Annotated in this window: 18 protein-coding genes; 15 read left to right on the top strand and 3 right to left on the bottom strand. The window is 44.5% G+C overall.

Going from position 1 to position 18,089, the window contains the following annotated elements; translation table 11 throughout:
• The first annotated feature begins 61 nt into the window (after positions 1 to 61).
• The 6 genes from NKT06_RS17655 to NKT06_RS31930 all read left to right on the top strand — a co-directional run bounded on the left by NKT06_RS17655 (position 62) and on the right by NKT06_RS31930 (position 4,859).
• Positions 62 to 763 carry a thiamine phosphate synthase gene (locus tag NKT06_RS17655; protein WP_253437191.1) on the top strand — a complete coding sequence of 234 codons (702 nt, stop codon included), beginning with the start codon at positions 62 to 64 and terminating at the stop codon, positions 761 to 763.
• A gap of 14 nt (positions 764 to 777) precedes the next feature.
• Complete coding sequence (thiO, locus tag NKT06_RS17650; protein ID WP_253437188.1) at positions 778 to 2,013, top strand: glycine oxidase ThiO; 1,236 nt, start codon at positions 778 to 780, stop codon at positions 2,011 to 2,013.
• Complete coding sequence (thiS, locus tag NKT06_RS17645) at positions 2,010 to 2,213, top strand: sulfur carrier protein ThiS (RefSeq protein ID WP_253437185.1); 204 nt, start codon at positions 2,010 to 2,012, stop codon at positions 2,211 to 2,213. The genes thiO and thiS overlap by 4 nt, the downstream gene beginning before the upstream one ends.
• 2 nt (positions 2,214 to 2,215) lie before the next feature.
• Positions 2,216 to 2,983, top strand: coding sequence for a thiazole synthase (locus tag NKT06_RS17640; RefSeq protein ID WP_253442636.1), 768 nt, complete (start codon positions 2,216 to 2,218; stop codon positions 2,981 to 2,983).
• Entirely contained in the window at positions 2,980 to 4,035 is a 1,056-nt protein-coding gene (locus NKT06_RS17635; protein ID WP_253437182.1) for a ThiF family adenylyltransferase, read from the top strand. Before NKT06_RS17640 ends, NKT06_RS17635 begins: the two co-directional genes overlap by 4 nt.
• A gap of 119 nt (positions 4,036 to 4,154) precedes the next feature.
• Positions 4,155 to 4,859: a winged helix-turn-helix domain-containing protein gene (locus NKT06_RS31930; protein ID WP_253437179.1), complete on the top strand. Its 705-nt coding sequence runs from the start codon at positions 4,155 to 4,157 to the stop codon at positions 4,857 to 4,859.
• 108 nt (positions 4,860 to 4,967) lie between these two features.
• Here the strand turns inward: NKT06_RS31930 and NKT06_RS17625 are convergent, their stop codons facing one another.
• Both NKT06_RS17625 and NKT06_RS17620 read right to left on the bottom strand, forming a co-directional pair.
• Complete coding sequence (locus NKT06_RS17625; protein WP_253437176.1) at positions 4,968 to 5,468, bottom strand: C40 family peptidase; 501 nt, start codon at positions 5,466 to 5,468, stop codon at positions 4,968 to 4,970.
• A gap of 294 nt (positions 5,469 to 5,762) precedes the next feature.
• Positions 5,763 to 6,404: a thiamine diphosphokinase gene (locus NKT06_RS17620; RefSeq protein WP_253437173.1), complete on the bottom strand. Its 642-nt coding sequence runs from the start codon at positions 6,402 to 6,404 to the stop codon at positions 5,763 to 5,765.
• A gap of 182 nt (positions 6,405 to 6,586) precedes the next feature.
• Here NKT06_RS17620 and NKT06_RS17615 point away from each other — a divergent pair, with 182 nt between their 5' ends.
• Both NKT06_RS17615 and NKT06_RS17610 read left to right on the top strand, forming a co-directional pair.
• The gene (locus NKT06_RS17615) at positions 6,587 to 7,288 is read left to right on the top strand and encodes a trimeric intracellular cation channel family protein (RefSeq protein ID WP_253437170.1); all 702 of its coding nucleotides are present in this window, start codon (positions 6,587 to 6,589) and stop codon (positions 7,286 to 7,288) included.
• Between the two features lies 1 nt (position 7,289).
• On the top strand, positions 7,290 to 7,760 hold the full coding sequence (locus NKT06_RS17610) for a low molecular weight protein-tyrosine-phosphatase (protein ID WP_253437167.1): 471 nt from the start codon (positions 7,290 to 7,292) through the stop codon (positions 7,758 to 7,760).
• A 164-nt stretch (positions 7,761 to 7,924) separates the two neighbouring features.
• On the opposite strand, the gene NKT06_RS17605 is transcribed toward NKT06_RS17610, so the two are convergent.
• A complete protein-coding gene (locus NKT06_RS17605; protein ID WP_253437164.1) occupies positions 7,925 to 8,659 on the bottom strand; it encodes an alpha/beta hydrolase in 735 nt (244 codons plus the stop codon).
• A gap of 256 nt (positions 8,660 to 8,915) precedes the next feature.
• Here NKT06_RS17605 and pdhA point away from each other — a divergent pair, with 256 nt between their 5' ends.
• The 7 genes from pdhA (at position 8,916) to NKT06_RS17570 (ending at position 17,920) form a co-directional block, all read left to right on the top strand.
• Positions 8,916 to 9,983, top strand: coding sequence for a pyruvate dehydrogenase (acetyl-transferring) E1 component subunit alpha (gene pdhA, locus NKT06_RS17600; protein WP_017688072.1), 1,068 nt, complete (start codon positions 8,916 to 8,918; stop codon positions 9,981 to 9,983).
• A 101-nt stretch (positions 9,984 to 10,084) separates the two neighbouring features.
• Positions 10,085 to 11,062 (top strand): alpha-ketoacid dehydrogenase subunit beta, encoded by a 978-nt coding sequence (locus NKT06_RS17595; protein WP_124115259.1) that lies wholly within the window; start codon positions 10,085 to 10,087, stop codon positions 11,060 to 11,062.
• Positions 11,063 to 11,238: 176 nt separating this feature from the next.
• Positions 11,239 to 12,561 (top strand): dihydrolipoamide acetyltransferase family protein, encoded by a 1,323-nt coding sequence (locus tag NKT06_RS17590; protein ID WP_124115258.1) that lies wholly within the window; start codon positions 11,239 to 11,241, stop codon positions 12,559 to 12,561.
• A 3-nt stretch (positions 12,562 to 12,564) separates the two neighbouring features.
• Positions 12,565 to 13,980 carry a dihydrolipoyl dehydrogenase gene (gene lpdA, locus NKT06_RS17585; protein WP_036613658.1) on the top strand — a complete coding sequence of 472 codons (1,416 nt, stop codon included), beginning with the start codon at positions 12,565 to 12,567 and terminating at the stop codon, positions 13,978 to 13,980.
• A 503-nt stretch (positions 13,981 to 14,483) separates the two neighbouring features.
• Entirely contained in the window at positions 14,484 to 15,278 is a 795-nt protein-coding gene (gene thyA, locus NKT06_RS17580; RefSeq protein ID WP_076328531.1) for a thymidylate synthase, read from the top strand.
• Positions 15,279 to 15,328: 50 nt separating this feature from the next.
• A complete protein-coding gene (locus NKT06_RS17575; RefSeq protein ID WP_253437161.1) occupies positions 15,329 to 15,817 on the top strand; it encodes a dihydrofolate reductase in 489 nt (162 codons plus the stop codon).
• Between the two features lie 615 nt (positions 15,818 to 16,432).
• Positions 16,433 to 17,920, top strand: a complete 1,488-nt coding sequence (locus NKT06_RS17570) for a glutamate synthase subunit beta (RefSeq protein ID WP_253437158.1) — start codon at positions 16,433 to 16,435, stop codon at positions 17,918 to 17,920.
• Positions 17,921 to 18,089 lie beyond the last annotated feature (169 nt).

The following is an 18,089-nucleotide window of genomic DNA, read 5'->3' as shown; positions in this document are numbered from 1 at the left end:
ATCAGTCAGTCATCTGGATATATAATTAATACGCAGCCACTCCCCTACGGGAGTGGCTTTTTTGTGTTTTCATAGCATTCACGCCTGGAAGGAAAGGGAGGGTACGGCAATTTTTCATGAACATGTTCACGAATCATTTGAATTGCATGTTGTATCTACGGGGGCAGGAGATCGATCATCTTTTGTAAAAGCAGCCAAGGACGTTTGGCCATGGGTGGACTATATTCACATACGAGAGAAACAACTTACATGGCAAGACAAGATCGGTTGGGCTGAAAGTCTGCGTAGCGTTGGCGTTCCATCTTGTCGCATCGTTATCAATGGTTCAGAATTGCCTTCACAGAATGCCATCTATGGCGGTGTACATTGGGGGCAAGAGGCTTTGCGCAAGTACAACTCCTACAATGCTGTCATAAGCAAAATGCAGCGACTTCGTCTGGGTGTATCTGTTCATTCCATCGATGAGGCAAAAATCGCTGAAGAACAGGGAGCCGATTACCTTTTCTTCGGGCATATCTACTCAACCAACAGTAAGCCAGATCTTGAACCAAGAGGATTATATGCTCTTGATGAAATATGCAGAGGTGTCTCCATTCCTGTCATGGCGATCGGGGGTATAAAGCCGGGAAATATTCACGCGATTCGCTCTGCGGGCGCACAGGGAGTCGCTGTGATCTCGAATGTATGGGCGAGCGATTCACCGGATCGGGCCGCTGCATCATTAAGGCAGGCTATCCTTGCTACAAGAAGTCTGAGCCGCTGAAAGGAGATGAGAGGATGAAAGAGATCGTAACGGGTCAGAACAGGAATCATTTCAGTCATCAACTGAAATCTGAAACGGAATCAAGAAGCAAAAGTGTAACAAATAATCCGGATAAGATTCATGCAGAAACGATTATTGTAGGCGGAGGCGTTGTTGGTTGTGCCATTGCATATGAGATTGCTTCCCGTGGACAGGATGTTTTGTTGCTGGAGCGTTCGGCGATTGCGAGAGGCACTTCTTGCGCAGCGGCTGGAATGCTGGCGGCGGATAGTGAGGATTTTGCTCATCCTTTAATGGCTAAGCTTGCCAGGCAGAGTAGAGAGTTACTTATTGAGCAACAAGTGCTAATGGATACCCTCAGCGGGGTTAAGATTGGCCTGCAACGCCATGGATTCCTAACCCCGTTTCGATCATACAGCGAATTAAGCCGCTATAAGAACAATCGAAATTCTGCTCTGTCTGCTGATGAGGTATGGTGGGATCGTTCGGTTGTGCAACAAGAGGCAACATGGCTTAACAGAGATACGTATGGAGCCTACTACAGACCTTACGAGAGTGAGATTCTTCCATTCCATCTAACGAAGGCATACGCTGAATCCGCTCAAGCATTGGGAGCGCGTGTTATGGAGGACATACAGGGTATACGTGTGCTAGCAAACGAACAAGGCGTGCAGGGGATCACCACATCGATCGGCGAGATGAAATGCAAACATGTCATTATAGCCGCTGGATTACAGAGTGAAAAGTTGATGAGACATGTGAATCTGAGCTTACCTGTGTGGTCGGTAAAAGGAGAAATAGCCGCCGTTCAGTTCTCAGATGAACATGCAGGGTACAGACCTGACAGAACGGTGTATGCAGAGGATATCTATATTGTTCCCAAAGCCAATGGCGAAGTTTGGCTCGGGGCAACCAGTCTGCCAGGCAGAACGGACCTGAACGTTTCTGTACAGAGTGTTCAGAAGTTGCTAACAGCGGCTACCTACTGGGTACCTGGGATGAAAGAAGCGCGATTCATGCGAGCGTGGGCAGGCGTAAGACCGGCAACTCCAGATGGGCTGCCTTATATTGGTGAATGCAAGAGTATACCCGGGCTGTTCGCCGCCTGTGGGCATTACCGTAACGGTATCTTGCTTAGTGCGATAACAGGCAGACTTATCGCGGAGTTGCTCGCTGGCAAAAGCTCAGAAGAACTCGGAATTGAGGCGCTGAGTCCTGAGCGATTGAACAGAAAGGGAGTGGTGCAATGAATATCATTGTTAATGGTCAACGGATGGAGATTGATGACGGATTGAATCGTGTAGATAAACTGCTCCATTCATTTGACCTGCAAGTCAAGACTGTAGTTGTTGAGCTGAACAGGCATATCTTAACGCGTGAGTACCATGAGTCAACGACATTAAGAGAAGGCGATCGAATCGAGATTGTACATTTTGTAGGAGGCGGTTGATGATGTTGAACATCGGTAAATATACGTTTGAGTCCAGATTGTTGCTCGGAACAGGCAAGTTTTCGGATCTTGAAGTGCAAAGTCAGGCTGTGGATGCATCTGGAACGGAAGTTTTAACCTTTGCTGTTCGCCGTCTGAATCTGGAGGAACGTAACCAGAAGCACTTCCTGGATACATTGGATCTGGACCAATACACTCTTCTTCCGAATACGGCTGGGGCTTCCACAGCGGAAGAGGCAGTGCGGATCGCCGAGCTTGCGCGGGCTTCGGGACTTTGTGATATGATAAAAGTCGAAGTCATCGGAGATGGAATGACATTGCTCCCAGATCCGATTGAAACGTACAAGGCTTGCGAAATTTTGCTTGAAAAGGGCTTCACGGTATTGCCTTATATTTCAGATGATGTCATTCTGGCCAAAAGGCTGCAATTGCTTGGGGTACATGCCGTAATGCCTGGTGCTTCTCCCATCGGAGCAGGTAGAGGCATCATTAATCCCTATAACCTTGAGATCATCATTGAGCAGGCCGTTGTGCCTGTGATTGTGGATGCAGGGTTGCGCTCTCCAAAAGATGCTGCTTATGCCATGGAACTTGGGGCAGATGGTGTATTGTTGAATACAGCGGTATCCGGATCAGGAAATCCGGTGAATATGGCTAAAGCGATGCGAATGGGTGTAGAGGCAGGGAGACTGGCATATGAGGCAGGCATGATTCCTATGAAGCGTTATGCAGCAGCCAGCAGTCCGGTGGAAGGAATGGTTCATACATGATAGATCAACAACAATCAATTTCCTCCGAGCAGGCCGACCGGTATTCCAGACAGGAAAGGTATGCGCCACTTGGCAAGGAAGGCCAGGACAGATTAAAGGGCAGCAAAGTCTTAATTGTAGGCGCTGGTGCACTCGGAACAGGAATTGCCGAAACGTTAGTTCGTTCAGGCGTCGGGCACATAACGATCGTGGATCGTGATTATGTGGAATGGAGTAACTTGCAGAGGCAGCAATTATATGTAGAGCAGGACGCAATAGAGCGGATGCCAAAAGCGATGGCGGCGGAAAAACGTTTATCTGCCATTAATTCCTCGGTTCATGTGGAAGGAAAAGTATTGGATGTCAGAGTAGACGAATTGGAAGAACTCGTTCAGCACACAGACTTGATCATGGATGCAACGGATAATTTTGATACCCGACTACTCATGAATGATATGGCACAGAAGCACCGTATTCCCTGGATTTATGGTGGATGTGTGGGTAGTTACGGCATCACCTATACGTTCATGCCTGGAGAGACGCCATGTTTAAATTGTTTGCTGGGTGAAATCCCCCTGGGTGGAGATACCTGTGATACGTCTGGCATCATACCACAAGCGGTACAGATGGTAACGGCGAATCAGACAGCAGAAGCAATGAAGCTGCTTAGTGGCAATGCGAATGCATTGAGACGCAAGTTGTTGTCATTTGACGTGTGGAGGAACGAATACATATCCATCAATGTGGATGGTGCGAAAAAGCAAGACTGTCCTTCGTGCGGCCCTTCGGCAACGTATCCATATCTTTCTGCGTCCAATCTGGAAAAAACCGATGTGTTGTGTGGAAGGGATACCGTTCAGATCCGCCCTGCACGGCGCATGAATCTGAATCTTCAACAAACCGCGGATCGCTTGAATAGACTTCAAGAAGGAAAAGTGGAATCCAATCCGTTTCTGGTTTCTTTTACAACAGGGGCCCATAGAATGGTCGTATTCCAGGATGGACGTGTCCTCGTACACGGAACAAAAGATACATCTGAAGCGCGTACGCTCGTTCATCGTTACTTTGGTTAAAGCAAGAAAGAAACAAAGTCTGTTCCCTTGAGGGAATGGACTTTTTCATTTTACGGCATGCTAACTGTACCAACCACTGCTACGAGCAGCGGGGATAGAGACAGGCCGGGTGAAAAACAGTGAAAACAGCTATTTTGCTGATTGGAGCAGGAGAGCAGGTCAGCCTTATTCACGACGTTTTATGTGCTGAAGGGTATGAGGTGCAACGAATGGAGTGGTCTGAACTAAACCAATCCGTCGAGCCTTCGTCGCTGCATATTAACCTGATCATTCTGGTAGACCGGGAAGAGGGGAATGCACATCGTGACCAGGATCAGAAATTAGAGTTGAAACGATGGATAGATACAGGTCAGGTTATACCTCTACTGGTTATCACTTCAAATGCATCTCCTCAGTTCATCGTGGAATGGCTGGATTACGGAGCTAATGACGTGATGGAGGAGCCCATCCACTTGACCGTGATGCTAGCCAGAATACGCAACTTATTGCGTGTTTTTGCGAATGCAACGCAAGAGGGTGAAGAAGTAATTGTAGTTCATGATCTCAAAGTGAATTTACGTTCAAGGCGGGTAAATCGTGCGGGTGAGTACCTGACATTAACGCCAAAAGAGTACGAATTGCTCGAATTTCTGGCGTTGCATGTGAATGAAGCATGTACCCGGAGTGATATTTTACGGGAAGTATGGGGGTATGAGTATGCCATGGATACCAACGTTGTGGACGTGTACATCAAACATCTGAGGGTTAAGGTGGATAAGGGGAGAAGTGTGAAACTAATTCATACTGTGCGTGGAATCGGTTATATGCTTCATGATAAAAATTAGATATCTCACCACATTCCATGAATCTCCAGTTTAAAGTGTGGTGAAAAAAGGGTAAAGAAAAAGACCGGAACATATCCTCCGGCCCTTACTCATTAACTATAAACGGTTCTAAAGTACACGACGAGCTTTAACGTAAGTTCTCTTCCAAGTACCGGAGTTCAGATCCGAGATCGTTACGCCTGGAGATCCATACGTATGCAGAATCTTTCCGTCACCTGCGTATACACCTACATGAGTAACGTTGGAGCCTGTAGAACGGCTACCGCTGGAGAAGAATACAAGATCGCCAACACGCAGATTAGCTTTGGACACAGCTGTACCTTCTTTGGATTGTTTCACGGAAGTACGCGGCAAATCTACACCATACTTTTTGAAAATATATTTCATAAAGGAAGAGCAGTCAAAAACCCTGGTTGTTGATGTTGAAGCACCAAATTCATATGGAGTTCCAGTGAATTTTTTACCATAGTTAACAATTTGTTGACCTGTGGACACAGATGCAGTTGCTGCCTGTGCAACAGGGGCATTAGTCATTAATACAGCTCCAAAACCTAGTGTAGCGCACAACCCGACGGTTACGGCCTTTTGGACAAAGATGTTTGTTTTCATGTTAGTTAGTACCTCCAAAATTCGTTTTCGTTAAGTTGCTAGAGCGAGTATAACAGCTTTGTAACAGCCTAGAAATTGGATAAGGATGTGTAATCCCTTGCGCCACAGTCGTTTGGGCATGTTTATTAAAATATAATTAAAAATGTCAAAAAATTAATCATTGACGAATGATAAACAAAGATGAAATAGAAAAGACCCTTGAATCTCAAGGGTCTTTGTTGTGTATGAACCTATTTTCTTATTGAAATCACTGGTTACAAAAACGTAATAATTCAGATGACAATACGGATACATTTAGTCTTTGCTTTGAATAATCAGTAATAAACCGCTATCGATAGTGACTGTACCGGAAGCGCCTAAGAGTCGGTTGCTTACACCAAGAGATTGACCCATGCGAATGGTGGCTTGATCCAGAGGATACATGAAACCTTCCAGCGTTATTCCTGTAACTTCATGAGTTAAGGGGAGTAAAGAAACATATTTATAGTTACGGTGTTCAACCACAGCTTTGGATGTTGTCAGTGTCATATAGTTGTGCTTGTCCTGGATTACACAAGAGATATGATGCTGCATCGCGCGAACCATTATATGTACATTAGCGAGTGTATGATCCATCCGAGTACCTATGGCACCTAACATAAGAATGTGAGAAGGTTCGTGATCTAACGCTGTTTCAAAAGCCATTTCCGTATCGGTAAGATCCTTATAAACTGGGTCGCATGTAATGAACTTGGTGCTATTGTTACTAACAATTATACGTTCCTCTTCGGAGATAGAGTCGAAATCTCCAACTGCAATATGAGGCTGAACGCCGTGTTCAATTAAAAATAATGCGCCGCGATCGGCCGCGATGATCATGTCATCTTCACGTATCTCCTGAAGTAATTCCGGAGATAGATTTCCGCCTGTAAAAATAACAATCCGTTTCACCGTCATTTTATTTCATCCTTCCTAATTCAGAGAAAAATAGTTCGTTGTTCAAATATGTTGTTAGAACTTGTACAAATATATTCACCAAACCAGTATAATCCACAAAATGTGGTTGCACAATTTCAGTGCTCGCGGATACAATGGGTAGAGCGACATGGAGATGACTTGAAAAGTGAGGTTTGAACAGGTTGGACTTACACATTTTTGAAGTATTCAGCATTATAGGCACCATCGCATTTGCAATGTCCGGCGCCTTCGTGGCAATGGAAGAGGAGTATGACATTTTGGGTGTACTTGTGCTTGGACTTGTCACTGCATTCGGAGGCGGGATTATCCGGAATGTACTTATAGGTATACCTGTAACGACACTATGGAGTCAGGGATCACTTATTATGCTAGCCTTAGTATCTGTAGCGATTGCGTTTATACTACCTCTTAAGTGGATTAGTCACTGGAAGCGAACAGAGGCATTGTTTGATGCAATCGGCCTTGCAGCATTTGCAATTCAAGGGGCGCTGTACGCGGCGAACATGGGACATCCTATTAGCGCAGTTATCGTAGCAGCAGTAATGACCGGTATTGGTGGAGGCGTTATTCGTGATGTGCTTGCTGGACGTAAACCGCTTGTATTGCGTGATGAAATCTATGCTGTATGGGCAATGACAGCCGGTTTTGTCATAGGTATGGGCTGGTTAACAACGAATGCCGGATTATTGCTATGTTTCGCGGCCGTTGTGTTTTTCCGAATGTGTTCAGTACATTATAAATGGAAACTGCCACGTCGTTCGTTGGTGCCATCTGAGACGGAGAAGGTCAGTCCTCAGCCGGAAAGCATTGTAACACAGCCAGCATCGTCGGTACTTCAAGGTACGTTAAGCAAGGGGGATTAATATGATTCATGTTTTATTTGTATGTCTGGGTAATATATGTAGATCACCAATGGCTGAAGCAGTCCTTCGTCACAAAGTCCTGGAGAAGGGGCTTGAACACCAGATTCGTGTGGACTCAGCGGGTACAGGGAACTGGCACGTTGGTAAACCTCCGCATGAAGGGACTCGAAAATTGCTGGATTCGTACCAGATTTCTTATGCCAACATGGCAGCGAGACAATTCGCCAGCGAAGACTTTAATCAATTTGATTATATTGTGTGTATGGATAATTCGAATGCAGATAATGTACGCAACGTTCCAGGTGGAGCTGATGCGGAGATCATCAAGTTTATGGACATGCTTCCGGAGGAAAAACTCAGGGAGGTACCTGACCCGTATTACACAGGCAACTTTGAAGAGGTATACGAGTTGGTTAACGCAGGCTGCGACGTTCTGTTGAGAAAGATTGAAGAGGAACATTCCATAGCCTAGTAACTAAACCTGATCTGCTATTTAACTTGTAATCGGACAAAGAAGCAGGAGTGAGCAATTTACCCGGCAGGATTTCCTGCTTCTTTTTTAGATTATAATTGTAAGCGGTATCATTACTGTGTTAAACAAAAGCGGCATTTCGGCCGCCTGTTGGTGAGATCCAATTATCTTTCCTGAAGAAAATATAACAATGCATCTGGCAATTCATTCTGCCAAAAACCCCATTGGTGGTTCCCGTCTTTCTCCTGATAGGAGACGAGAGCGCCACGTTTTTCCAGCAAATCACGCGTATCCCGGTTTAATTGAACAAAATTATACGTACCGGTGTCTGCCTTGAAGGCAGTTTCCTGTAAACCAACGATCATCCAGATCGAGAGCCAGGACAGATCTTCAGCTGCAGCGTAGATTTCTTGAGAAGCAGAGTAGAAGGCACCGGACATACTGATGACACGTGTGAACAGATCTGGATATAACAGAGCAAGATGAAGCGAAACACTTCCACCAAGCGAGTCTCCGGCAAGAATGCGTTCCTGCGGAGAACGGCGCACAGGATATTTCTCTTCTATATAGGGAATAATCTCTTCAGCGAAGCAAGCGGTATATGCCTTGAACCGATCTCCGAATGGAGCATATTCCTGCGTTCTCACAGACACATCGACCTGAACACCTACAATAATGAAAGGTTCAGCTCCTTCGTCCAAAATAATTCGGTTAGCTGTTGTAGCAATTCGACCGAAATTGAAAAACTCTTCGCCATCCTGACAATATACGACAGGGTAGCTAAGTAATTCGTTATAGCCCGGAGGAAGGTAAATACGGAGCGTTCGCTTCTCTCCGAGATAGCGACTTTCAATCTCTTCCTTCACAATCGTGCGTTTCAAATAGCGGGAATCCGTCATAAAACGTCACCTTTCTCAGTTAATTTTTTGCATTCGACCGCGCAATACGGTAAGATTACCCTTGTGCGGGGTTAGGTCAAACACGCAATCATGTATTATGCTGTTATACCAATATTAAGCCCCTGTTATACATACAATCCGGCAGGAAACATAAAAAAATTACGGATTTCTTTGACGTATGGAGTGAAACAGGTGTATAATAATATTATAACAGCGGAACTTGATATTCAAATTTTTTGTTGAGGTGAAGAAAAAAATGAGCAAGGTTCCTTATGAAGTGTATACAGAGGATGTAGAAGCTCTGTCCGTGCTGTCTCCTGACGGCGAAATTGTTAACAAAGACATGATGCCTACACTTTCCGATGATCAATTAAAAGAAATTATGTACCGCATGGTATTTACCCGTACTTGGGATGACCGTGCAGTAAACCTGGGCCGTCAAGGTCGTCTTGGTTTCTATGCTCCAGTATCTGGTCAAGAAGCTACAATGGTTGGTAGTGAATTTGCAATTGAAAAAGAAGACTTTGTATGTCCTGGCTATCGTGACATTCCGCAACTCGTATGGCATGGACTTCCTCTTTATCAAGCATTCTTGTACTCCCGTGGACACCAACATGGTGGACAAATTCCAGATGGCGTTAATGTATTGATGCCACAAATCATCATTGGTGCACAAATTCTGCATGCAATGGGTATCGCTATGGGTTACAAATTGAAGAAACAAAAACAAGTTGTTATCACGTACACAGGTGATGGCGGTTCTTCTGAAGGTGACTTCTATGAAGGTCTGAACTACGCTGGTGTATACAAACTGCCTGTTATCTTCTTCGTACAAAACAATGGTTATGCCATCACAACTCCTTTTGCTAAACAAACAGCAGCTCTGTCCATCGCTCACAAAGCGGTAGCAGCAGGTATCAAAGGTGTTAAAGTTGACGGTATGGACATCTTCGCTGTTATCAAAGCTGTTCAGGAAGCTGCTGAGCGCGGACGTAACGGAGAGGGCGCTACATTGATCGAAGCAGTAACATACCGTTTCCGTCCTCACTCCCTTTCGGATGATGCTTCCAAGTATCGTACAAAAGAAGAAGAGGCAGAATGGTCTGCTAAAGATCCTATCGCACGTTTTGCTAAATATCTGGAGAAAAAAGGTCTTTGGACTGAAGAAGATACAGCACGTGTGAAAGAAGAAGCAAAAGCTAAAGTAAATGAAGAAATCAAAAAAGCGGAAAAAACCGAGAAAATGACGATTTCAGGCTTGATCGACAGCATGTTCGAACAAACGCCTAAGCACTTGGAAGAGCAAAAAGCTGATTTCCAATAAGTTTTTTCCGATAAAGCATAAACATCCGCGACTTTAATGTCCCGGTATACATGTACGAATTCAAATGTGAACTGTCAATGTTTAAGGAGGAAATGAAGCAAATGGCACAAATGAACATGAAAGAAGCAATCCGTGATGCGCTTCGCGTGGAGTTGAAACGTGATCCTAACGTTCTGCTTTTCGGTGAAGACGTAGGTAATGTAGGCGGCGTTTTCCGTGTAACGGAAGGTCTGCAAAAAGAGTTTGGCGAAGAGCGTGTATTTGATACTCCACTGGCTGAGTCCGCTATTGGCGGTTTGGCTGTAGGTCTGGGTGTTCAAGGCTTCCGTCCGGTTGCTGAGATCCAATTCGTTGGTTTTATCTTCGAAGCCCTTGACCAAATGGTAGTGCAAGCTGCTCGTATGCGTTTCCGCTCCGGTGGAAAATACAATTCTCCAATCGTATTCCGTACACCATTCGGTGGCGGTGTAAAAGCGGCAGAATTGCATACAGATTCCCTGGAAGGTCTGCTCACGCAAACACCAGGTATCAAAGTAGTTGTTCCTTCTAACCCATACGATGCAAAAGGTCTGATGATCGCTTCTATTCGCGATAACGACCCTGTATTCTTCATGGAGCACTTGAACCTGTACCATGCTTTCCGTGCAGAAGTGCCTGAAGAAGATTACGTTGTTGAATTGGGTAAAGCGAACGTTGTTCGTGAAGGTTCCGATGTAACAATCATTACTTACGGTATGATGGTTCATACTTCTGTGAAAGCAGCAGAGGAACTCGAAAAACAAGGAATCAACGTTGAAGTTATCGACCTTCGTACGGTTAGCCCGATCGACATCGATACTATCGTTGCTTCTATTAAGAAAACAAACCGTGCAATTGTTGTACAGGAAGCTCAAAAGAGCGCAGGTGTTGCAGCTGAAGTCATTGCCCAAATCAATGAAAAAGCAATCCTGCACTTGGAAGCACCGGTTCTGCGTGTAGCTGGTCCGGATACTGTATATCCTTTTGCACAAATCGAAGATTCTTGGCTGCCTAACCCAGCACGTATCGTTGCTGCGGTTAATAAAGTCGTAAATTTCTAATTTAATCATCTGACATGCCGCAAGGCGCAGTATGGTGATTCACACCGCAGCGCAAGCTGCACTGTAAACAGCCATTAGCCCCTTGAGTAACAGTTATTTGCATTAGCAGTAACAGTTGTTTCTTGGAGTTAAGGGTTGTTTTCAGGATTGAGCACATAATCAAGGAGGTTTTTCAGTTGGCTAAATTTGAATATAAATTCCCTGAATTGGGCGAAGGCCTACACGAAGGCGAAATCATCAAGATGCACATCAAAGTCGGTGACAAAGTAACTGACGATGACATCATCATGGAAGTACAAAATGACAAAGCGGTTGTAGAAGTACCTTGTCCGGTTAACGGAACAGTTACAGAAGTATTTGCTAAAGATGGTCAAGTCTGCCACGTTGGTGAAGTTGTAGCGATCATCGATGCAGAAGGCGAACTTCCTGAGCAAGAGGACGCTCCTGCTGGCGATCAAGGCGAGCAAGAGAAAGAAGCAGCTCAAGGCGGAGCTGACACAAGTGGTTCTTCTGCAGCAGCTTCCAGCTCGGATGCAGCTAAAGAAGGCGGCAACAACAGCGTTCCGGCAGTACCTGCCAAAGATGTTCTGGCAACTCCAAGCGTGCGCAAATTTGCTCGCGAACAAGGTGTAGACATCGCTCAGGTTAACGGCACTGGCAACAACGGTAAAGTAACCAAAGAAGATGTTGAATCCTTCAAAAACGGTGGCGGTTCTTCCGCAGCGGCATCTTCAGCAGCTCCGGCTCAAGAAGAGAAAAAATCCGCAGCACCTGCAGCGGCTTCAGCTGATCAATACCTTGAAGAAGAGCGCGTACCATTCAAAGGTATCCGTAAAGCGATCTCTAACGCAATGGTTAAATCGGCTTACACAGCTCCTCACGTTACAATCATGGACGAAGTGGATGTAACTGAATTGGTTGCTTTCCGTACTCGCATGAAACCAATTGCAGAGAAAAAAGGAACAAAAGTTACTTATCTGCCATTCATCGTTAAAGCACTGGTTGCGGCTTCCCGCCAATTCCCGGCTCTGAACGCTATGATTGATGAAGAAGCTAACGAAATTGTTTACAAAAAATACTACAACATCGGTATCGCAACAGATACAGACAACGGTTTGATCGTTCCTGTTATCAAAGATGCTGATCGTAAATCCATCTGGATGATCGCTGATTCTATCCGTGATCTGGCAGCTCGTGGTCGTGACGGCAAATTGAGCGCGAATGAAATGAGAGGAAGCACAATCTCCATCAGTAACATCGGTTCTGCTGGCGGTATGTTCTTCACTCCAATCATCAACTTCCCTGAAGTTGCTATTCTCGGAACAGGACGCATCAGCGAAAAAGCAGTGATCAAAAACGGCGAAGTAGTTGCAGCACCTGTAATGGCTCTTTCCCTGAGCTTTGACCACCGTATCATCGATGGCGCAACAGCACAAAACTTTATGAATTACATTAAACAGCTGCTCGCTAACCCTGAGCTGCTTGTTATGGAGGTGTAAGATATGGTAGTAGGCGACGCTTCTCTCAATATCGACACATTAGTAATTGGTGCGGGTCCTGGTGGCTATGTAGCTGCCATCCGCGCTGCTCAACTGGGCCAAAGCGTATTGATCGTAGACAAATCCGAACTGGGCGGTGTTTGTTTGAACCGTGGATGTATTCCATCCAAAGCCCTGATCTCTGCTGCACACCAATATGAGTCTGCACTTCACGGTGAAGCTTTTGGTATCTCTGCTGAAAACGTAAAAGTGGACTTCAGCAAAACTCAAGAGTTCAAAAACGGCGTTGTTAAGAAAATGACTGGCGGCGTAGCTGGTTTGCTCAAAGGCAACAAAGTTGAAGTTTTCAACGGTGAGTGCATGTTCATCAACGAAAACGAAGCTCGTGTATTCAATGACCACGAGTCACCACGTTACAAATTTAAAAATGCAATTATTGCAACAGGTTCCCGTCCAATCGAACTGAAACCTTTCCCGTTTGGCGGACGCATTCTGTCTTCGACAGAAGCTCTGAACTTGCCTGAAGTACCAAAAAGCATGATCGTTATCGGTGGCGGATATATCGGTGCTGAGCTTGGTCAAATGTACTCCAAATTCGGTGCAAAAGTAACAATCATCGAAGGTTTGGATACAGTACTGCCAGGTTTCGATAAAGACATGACTAGCCTCGTGGCTAAAAACATGAAGAAAACAGGCATCGAAATCGTAACGGGTGCAAAAGCTGAAAGTGCTGAGCAAACGGATAAAGATGTAACTGTTAAGTATTCTGTAAATGGTGAGTCCAAAGAAGTAACTGCAGATTACCTGCTGGTGACTGTTGGACGTCGTCCAAATACGGATGGAGAACTTGGTCTCGACATGATTGGTGTTGACGTTGACGAGCGTGGATTTGTCAAAGTTGACCACCAAGGTCGTACTAGCATTCCTCATATCTTCGCTATCGGTGACATCGTATCTGGCCTGGCTCTGGCACACAAAGCTTCTTATGAAGGTAAAGTGGCTGCTGAAGCAATCGCAGGACAACCATCTGTAGTTGACTACAAATGTATGCCGGCTGTTGTGTTCACAGATCCAGAGTGTTCCAGCGTAGGTTACACGGAGAAAGAAGCTAAAGAAAAAGGTTACAAAGTAAAAGCAGGTAAATTCCCTTATGCGGGTAACGGTCGTGCTGTATCTTTGAACCACGCTGAAGGCTTCGTGAAAATCGTAGCTGACGAAGAAAGCGGCCTTGTATTGGGTTGCCAAATCGTAGGTCTGGAAGCTTCCAACTTGATTGCTGAGCTTGGATTGGCAATCGAAATGGGCGCTACTTTGGAAGATCTGGCTCTCACAATTCACGCTCACCCAACTTTGGGCGAAATCGTGATGGAAGCTGCGGAATTGGTTATGGGTCACCCGATCCACATCATCTCCCGTTAAGATCATCTAAGCTTCGGATCCGTCCGGCATTATACGTATATCAGAAGAGACGAATGACGCTAATGCGTTATTCGTCTTTTTTTTTTTGAGCAAAAGCCTAGAAATTTAAGGTACAGTGTATATGATTATGGTGGAAAGTTATACATTCAAAAGTTTCAGTGAATTGATTTCATCCACTATCTCAATTGTGGTACACTGTAGTAATGATCAGTCATGATGTGGCTCCAAGCTAATCATGGTCTATGTAATTAGTATTGAAGTTAAACTAATCTTTTACACGAGAACGTAGTGGACAGAAAGAACCTGAAGAAGCGGAGCTAAAAGCTTTCTGAAGGAAAGCTGCATCGGAAGCATACGGTTAGCCTTTATTCGCGGATTTTACCTTTGGAAAAGGTAATCAAAAAATCTGGGGATAACAGCGATCGAAAGGTTGTTCTGTCATCGTAGTGGTAAGTGTAAATAATCTTTAGTTAGTACGAATAAAAGTGCGAGGAGATTGCAACATGAAAAACTATCTCGATTTATTACAGGATATTCTGAACAACGGCGTGCATAAAGGAGACCGTACCGGAACAGGAACACAATCTGTATTCGGCAGACAACTCCGTTATGATCTCTCGGAAGGATTTCCGCTGGTAACAACCAAACGAATTCATCTCAAATCGGTTATTCATGAACTGTTATGGTTCTTGAGTGGTGATACCAATATATCTTATTTGAAAGAAAACGGTGTGAAGATCTGGGACGACTGGGCGGACGAAAATGGAGATCTGGGACCGGTATATGGCTCGCAGTGGCGCACATGGGAAGCACCAAACGGAGAAAAAATCGATCAGATCTCCGCAGTCATTGATTCGATCAAAAATAATCCGGATTCACGACGTCATCTTGTCAGCGCATGGAATGTGGCAGAGATCAATAATATGAAGCTTCCCCCTTGTCACTTTGCGTTTCAATTTTACGTTGCAGAGGGTAAATTATCATGTATGCTTACGATGCGTTCTGTGGATACGTTCCTCGGGTTACCGTTCAACATCGCAAGTTATGCGCTTTTGACTCATATGATCGCGCAGCAATGTGATCTTGAGGTGGGTGATTTCATCTGGTCTGGAGGGGATGTTCACATCTATTCCAACCATGTTGATCAGGTTAAAACTCAGCTGGAGCGTGAACCTTATGCTTTACCAAAGCTGGTAATCAAGCGTAAGCCAGATTCTATTTTTGATTATAAGTTTGAGGATTTCGAGTTTGAGAACTATCAGCATCATCCGGGCATTAAAGCTCCAATTGCTGTTTAATTAAGTGTTCAATCTCGATAAGAGACCTGGATCGAAGGAGTGTATTACCCTTGAGTATTGAATTGGTATGGGCAATGGGGGAGAACGGTGTGATTGGATTGAATAATTCAATTCCATGGCGTTTACCCAAGGATATGGCCTTTTTCAAACAACGTACGTTAAACAAAACGATTATCATGGGGCGTAACACGTGGGAATCTTTTGGCGGTAAGCCGCTACCTCAGCGCCGTAATATCGTAGTGACAAGAGATCTGAATTACAAGGTCGAACAGGCTGAAATCGTACATACGATTGAAGAAGGGCTGAGCGTAACCAAAGGTGAGGAACTATGCGTAATTGGAGGTTCCCAAGTGTATCGCGAGTTCCTGCCCCTTGCAGATCGTCTTGTGGTGACCAAAATTCATGAGAATTTTGAGGGAGATACGTTTTTCCCCGAAGTGGATTGGTCCGAATGGGAACTGGTTGAACAGATTGAAGGCGAACAGGATGAAAAAAATGTCCACGCATATACGTTTGAATTTTATGAACGTAAACATTAAATATGGCATATAAAGATCCTGACTTCGGTCGTATTTGTATGATGAGAGGCGCTGATTGCGAAATATTCGTGAACAGCGTCTTTTCTTTCTAAAAAAATGAGCCATTTTTTTAGAACGGAATTCATATTACATTAATATAACATGAGTGATTGATATTTATGTATATTATACATACGATTCAGCATTAAACAGTAAAAAAGTGTAAAACATTTGGGGATTTAACGTTGTGAAGCCCTAAAACAGGTCTGAAATACGGAAATAAGAACGATTTTTAGCTGAATATGTTGAATTCAATGACAAATTATCTGACATTTATATAACGTTTCGACTTTTTATCTCTTTATCACACACCAGATTTCGGAGTTCAAAAGCACATTTAACACCAAAATAAGGGTATTGACCATAGGTAGACTTGAAAGATATGATGTATAAAATACAAATAATTATGCGGATAATCCATTTAATATTCAACACAGTAAATGCTACTATAATTGAAATATCTTCGAGAAGATTTTGTGATACAATAGACAAAAACTCAAGTAATGAGTAATCCATTTCATATAGAACCATGCACATGAAGGGATTAAGACAAGAACGGATGGGGGAAAACGTAAGATGTCTACACCTACTGGATTTATGGAATACAAACGTCAACTGCCAGCGGATCGTGAGCCAGCGGAGCGGATCAAGGATTGGGAAGAGTTTCATAAACATATGGCAGAAGAAGAACTCAGAACACAAGGTGCACGATGCATGGATTGTGGTACCCCGTATTGCCATACAGGTATAGATATGGTTGGCGGCACGTCAGGTTGCCCCGTGCATAACCTGATTCCAGAATGGAATAATCTTGTATATCGCGGACTGTGGAGAGAAGCACTTGAGCGCCTTCACAAAACGAATAATTTCCCGGAATTTACAGGTCGCGTCTGTCCAGCTCCTTGCGAAGGATCATGTACAGTTGGCTTAATCGGTCAGCCTGTAACCATCAAAACGATTGAAGAAGCAATTATTGAAAAAGGTTTCGAAGAAGGATGGGTCGTTCCGGAGCCTCCTGAAAAACGTACGGGTAAACGTGTAGCTGTCGTAGGCTCAGGTCCAGCTGGATTGGCTACTGCGGCTCAGTTGAATAAAGCAGGACATTTGGTAACGGTATATGAGCGTTCGGATCGTGTTGGCGGATTGCTGATGTACGGTATCCCGACGATGAAATTGGATAAAAAGGTCGTTCAACGTCGTGTTGATCTGCTTGAAGCAGAAGGTATCCAATTCATTACGAACACCGAGATTGGTAAAGATATTGCAGCACAACAACTGGTGGATGAATATGACGCTGTTGTATTGTGTGGTGGTGCAACGAAGCCGCGTGAATTCAATATTGAAGGCAGCGACTTGAAAGGCGTTCATTACGCCATGGATTTCCTGAATGGCAGCATTAAGAGCTATCTGGATTCCAATCTGGAAGATGGTCAATATCTGTCGGCTAAGGATAAAGATATTATCGTCATTGGTGGCGGTGATACAGGATCTGACTGTGTAGCTACATCGCTGCGTCATGGTTGTCGTACGATCACTCAATTCGGTACGCATACACAAGCGCCTATGGAGCGTGATCGCATTAACAACCCTTGGCCGCAATTCCCGAACGTTTACACACTTGATTATGCACAAGAGGAAGCCAAAGCACTGTTTGGTCAAGATCCGCGTGAATTCTCCATCATGACAACGAAATTTGTCGGAGACGATGAGGGGAACCTCAAAGAATTGCATACAGTACAGATCGAGCGTATTGTGGATGAAACGGGTCGCAAGATTTATCAGCCGATTCCAGGTACAGAGCGTGTATTCCCGGCTCAGATGGCGATGATTGCCATTGGTTTTGATGGACCGGAACAAACGTTGGTAGAGCAACTGGGTCTTGCAACAGATCGTCGCACAAACGTTAAGGCACGTTACGGCAAATACAATACCAATGTGGATAAAGTATTTGCAGCAGGTGATATGCGTCGTGGTCAAAGCTTGGTTGTATGGGCGATTAATGAAGGCCGTGAGGCTGCTCGTGAAGTGGACAAATACTTGATGGGTGCTTCGGTTCTGGTGTAAAAAGTATAGAACGAGATATCAATGACAACCTTCGCGATCAGCGAGGGTTGTTTGCTGTTATTTTAACCAATTTGACTACATATTTCATGCAAGTGTGAGCAATAGCATTGCTTTTTAAGTGATAAAGATTTATTATTATATTATAATGATTATAAATAAGGATTAACTG

The organism is Paenibacillus sp. 1781tsa1 (assembly GCF_024159265.1).
Lineage (GTDB): Bacteria > Bacillota > Bacilli > Paenibacillales > Paenibacillaceae > Paenibacillus.
The sequence above is the reverse complement of the archived record's forward strand: the minus strand, read 5'-3'. Positions and strand labels throughout refer to the sequence as shown.